This is a genomic window from Albidovulum sp. (genome assembly GCF_049646345.1).
Lineage (GTDB): Bacteria > Pseudomonadota > Alphaproteobacteria > Rhodobacterales > Rhodobacteraceae > Albidovulum.
Genome location: NZ_JBARVQ010000538.1, coordinates 1 through 3094 on the forward strand (window position 1 = coordinate 1; position 3094 = coordinate 3094).

3 protein-coding genes and 1 pseudogene are annotated in these 3094 nt (G+C 65.2%); 1 reads left to right on the forward strand and 3 read right to left on the reverse strand.

Annotated elements, in window-relative coordinates; all coding sequences use genetic code 11:
- The 3 genes and pseudogenes from WBB85_RS13780 to coaBC all read right to left on the reverse strand — a co-directional run.
- Positions 1 to 251, reverse strand: a pseudogene (locus WBB85_RS13780) (molybdopterin biosynthesis protein); the annotation flags it as partial.
- Positions 248 to 715, reverse strand: coding sequence for a dUTP diphosphatase (gene dut / locus WBB85_RS13785; protein WP_432639181.1), 468 nt, complete (start codon positions 713 to 715; stop codon positions 248 to 250). The pseudogene WBB85_RS13780 and the gene dut, both read right to left, overlap by 4 nt.
- Positions 716 to 764: 49 nt before the next feature.
- Complete coding sequence (coaBC, locus tag WBB85_RS13790) at positions 765 to 1970, reverse strand: bifunctional phosphopantothenoylcysteine decarboxylase/phosphopantothenate--cysteine ligase CoaBC (RefSeq protein ID WP_432639182.1); 1206 nt, start codon at positions 1968 to 1970, stop codon at positions 765 to 767.
- Positions 1971 to 2217: 247 nt separating this feature from the next.
- Here coaBC and WBB85_RS13795 point away from each other — a divergent pair, with 247 nt between their 5' ends.
- Positions 2218 to 3087, forward strand: coding sequence for a glutathione S-transferase N-terminal domain-containing protein (locus WBB85_RS13795; protein ID WP_432639183.1), 870 nt, complete (start codon positions 2218 to 2220; stop codon positions 3085 to 3087).
- Positions 3088 to 3094: the final 7 nt, after the last annotated feature.

Consider the following 3094-nt stretch of genomic DNA (forward strand, 5'->3'; position numbering starts at 1 on the left):
CCAGCACGCGCCTTCAACCGCGACAGCAGCCCCCGATAGCCGGAAAACGCCGCCACCGCGACACCGAGCGCGGCCCATGGCCGCCAATCGCCGCCCAGGGCCGAGCGCATCGCATGGTTTTCGGGCAAGGCCAGAAGCGCCAGCATGACGCCCAGCCAAAGCAGCGCCAGCATGGCAAGGATCATCCGCCCCGGCAGACGCAGAATCAGGCCAAGTGCCACCAGCGCGACGGCGATCAGCAAAACGCTCATCGCCGCCCCGTGGAGCCGAAACCGCCGGTGCCGCGCGCCGTCTCGTCCAGGGTCTCCACCGCTGCGAACTCTGCCTGCGCCACGGGCACCACGATTATCTGCGCGATACGGTCCCCATGAGTGATGACAAAAGGTGAACCCCCGAAATTGATCAGGAGAACACCCAAAGGCCCGCGATAATCGCTGTCGATCGTGCCTGGCGTATTCGGCAGCGATATCCCGTGTTTCAGGGCCAGTCCCGACCGTGGCCGGATCTGCATCTCGTAACCTTCCGGAATGGCGACCCGCAGCCCCGTCGGCACCACACGCCGCTCCATCGGCTGCAGCACAAAGCCCGCTTTCCGCTCCGCCTCGGGCAGGTTGGCGCGGATATCGGCGCCCGCAGAGCCGGCCGTCTCATAGGATGGCAAAGGCACCGCAGGATCGGCCCAATCCTCGCGCAGAACCCGGATTTTCGGGATCATCGCCCACCCCTTCCACTTGGTGCAAATATCCCCGCCGGAGGCATCTGCCCTATCCGCCCGCACCCAAAGCCGCCGCGATGCGCGCCGCCAGTCGCCGGGCAACTTCATCCTTCGGCAGGCGGGGCCATTCCTCGGCCCCGTCGGCACTGATCAGCGTTACCGCATTTTCCGTCCCGCCCATGATGCCTGTGGCAGGCCGCACGTCATTGGCGACGATCCGGTCGCAGCCCTTCCGGACCCGCTTGGCCGTCGCATGGGCGATCACGTCGTCGGTTTCGGCGGCAAAGCCCACGACCAGTTTCGGCCGGCCTTGCTTCATCTGCGCGACGCTTGCGAGAATGTCGGGGTTCTCGGCGAATTCCAGCGCCGGGGCCGTGCCCGAGCCGTCCTTCTTCATCTTGGACCCGGACGCATTCGCCACGCGCCAGTCGGCGACGGCGGCAGCACAGATGACCGCATCGGCGGGCAGGGCCGCCTTAACTGCCGCCAGCATTTCGACGGCAGTTTCAACGGCCACGACTTCCACCCCACCCGGCGGTGGTACGGCGGCAGGTCCGGTCACGAATGTGACCCGCGCGCCAAGATCGCGCAAGGCGCGGGCAAGCGCTGTGCCCTGCGCGCCCGAAGACCGGTTGGCGATGTAACGCACCGGGTCAATCGGCTCATGTGTCGGACCGGATGTCACGACCAAATGGCGGCCCTGCAAGGGACCGTCCCCCATCATCGCCTCGATCCCCGCCACGATCTCAAGGGGCTCCGCCATCCGCCCCGGCCCGAATTCACCGCAGGCCATGTCGCCCTCATTCGGACCGACAAAACGGATATCGTCGGCGCGCAAGGTCGCGATATTGCGCTGGGTCGCGCGGTGCAGCCACATCCGCACATTCATCGCTGGCGCGATCAGCACTTTCTTGTCGGTGGCCATCAGCAGGGTCGAGGCAAGATCGTCGGCATGGCCCCCCGCCATCTTCGCCATAAGATCGGCGGTCGCGGGGGCGACCACAACCAGGTCGGCGGCGCGGGAAAGCTCGATATGCCCCATCTCCGCCTCGTCGGTCAGGTCGAACAGGTGACGGTAGCACTTTTCGCCCGCCAACGCCCCGACCGAGAGCGGCGTCACGAACTCCTCGCCTGCCTTCGTCAGGACCGGCGTTACAGACGCACCACGTTCCCGCAGCCGCCGGATCAGGTCGAGCGACTTGTAGGCCGCGATACCGCCGCCGATGATCAGAAGGATGCGTTTGCCCGAAAGCATTTTGGCCTCGCTTGCTTGGGTTCCCAAGGATTAGGTCGCGCCCGCCCGGATGACAAGCCGCAGGCTGTATCACGGATCGTTATGGACACACCAACGAAGATGAACGTGACGCTCCCCCCAAACCGTATTAGGCAGAGGCGATGAAAACACGCAGCGCCGTCCCGGACTTGATCCGGGACCTCTTCGTCCGGCAAGAGGCCCCGGATCAGGTCCGGGGCTGTGTTGCGCAACTGACAGGTGACGCGACATGACTTATCAACTCGCCATCGGCGATCGGTCCTATTCCAGCTGGTCGCTTCGTGGCTGGCTTTTGTTCGAGAAGTTCGGCCTGCCGGTGAAATGCCATACCGGGGTGCTCTATACCGACGATTTCCAACACCTGCTTGCGGAATTCGCCCCCGCCCGTCTGGTTCCTGCTGTGCGGACCCCGGAAGGCGAGGTGATCGGCGAAAGCCTCGCCATCGCTGAAACCCTGGCAGAACGCCATCCGGAGGCGGGTCTCTGGCCCGCAGATCCGGCGGCCCGCGCCATGGCGCGTTACATGGCGGCCGAGATGTGCACGAGCTTCACCGCCTTGCGTGGCGATTGCCCGATGAACCTGCTCGTCAGCTATGAGGACAGCGCCCCGCGTGCAGAAGTTCTGGCCGATCTTGCCCGGCTGGAGCTGATCTGGTCCCGCGCCCGCGACCGGTTTGGCGTGGATGGCCCCTGGCTTTTCGGGCGCTACACGGCGGCGGATGCGTTCTTTGCCCCGGTGGCCACAAGGATCGCCACCTACAACCTGCCGGCCGCCGATGCCGCCATGGCTTATGTGACTGCCCATCTTGCCGATCCCTCCTTCCGCCGTTGGCGGGCGATGGGCAAGGCGCAGAACCTGATCCAGCCGAGTTACGCGAAACCCTATCCCGAGCGGGTCTGGCCCGGTCCCGCACCGCTTACGGCTGAAATCGCTAAGGGTCCGTCCGAGAACGCGGCCTGCCCTTATTCTGGCGATCCGGTGACGGACTTCCTATTGCTTGACGGCAAGGTCTGGGGCTTCTGCAATCCGTTCTGTCGCGACAAGACACTCGCCGACCCGGAAGCCTGGCCTGCTTTCATGGCAATGGTGTCGCGTTAACCATTCC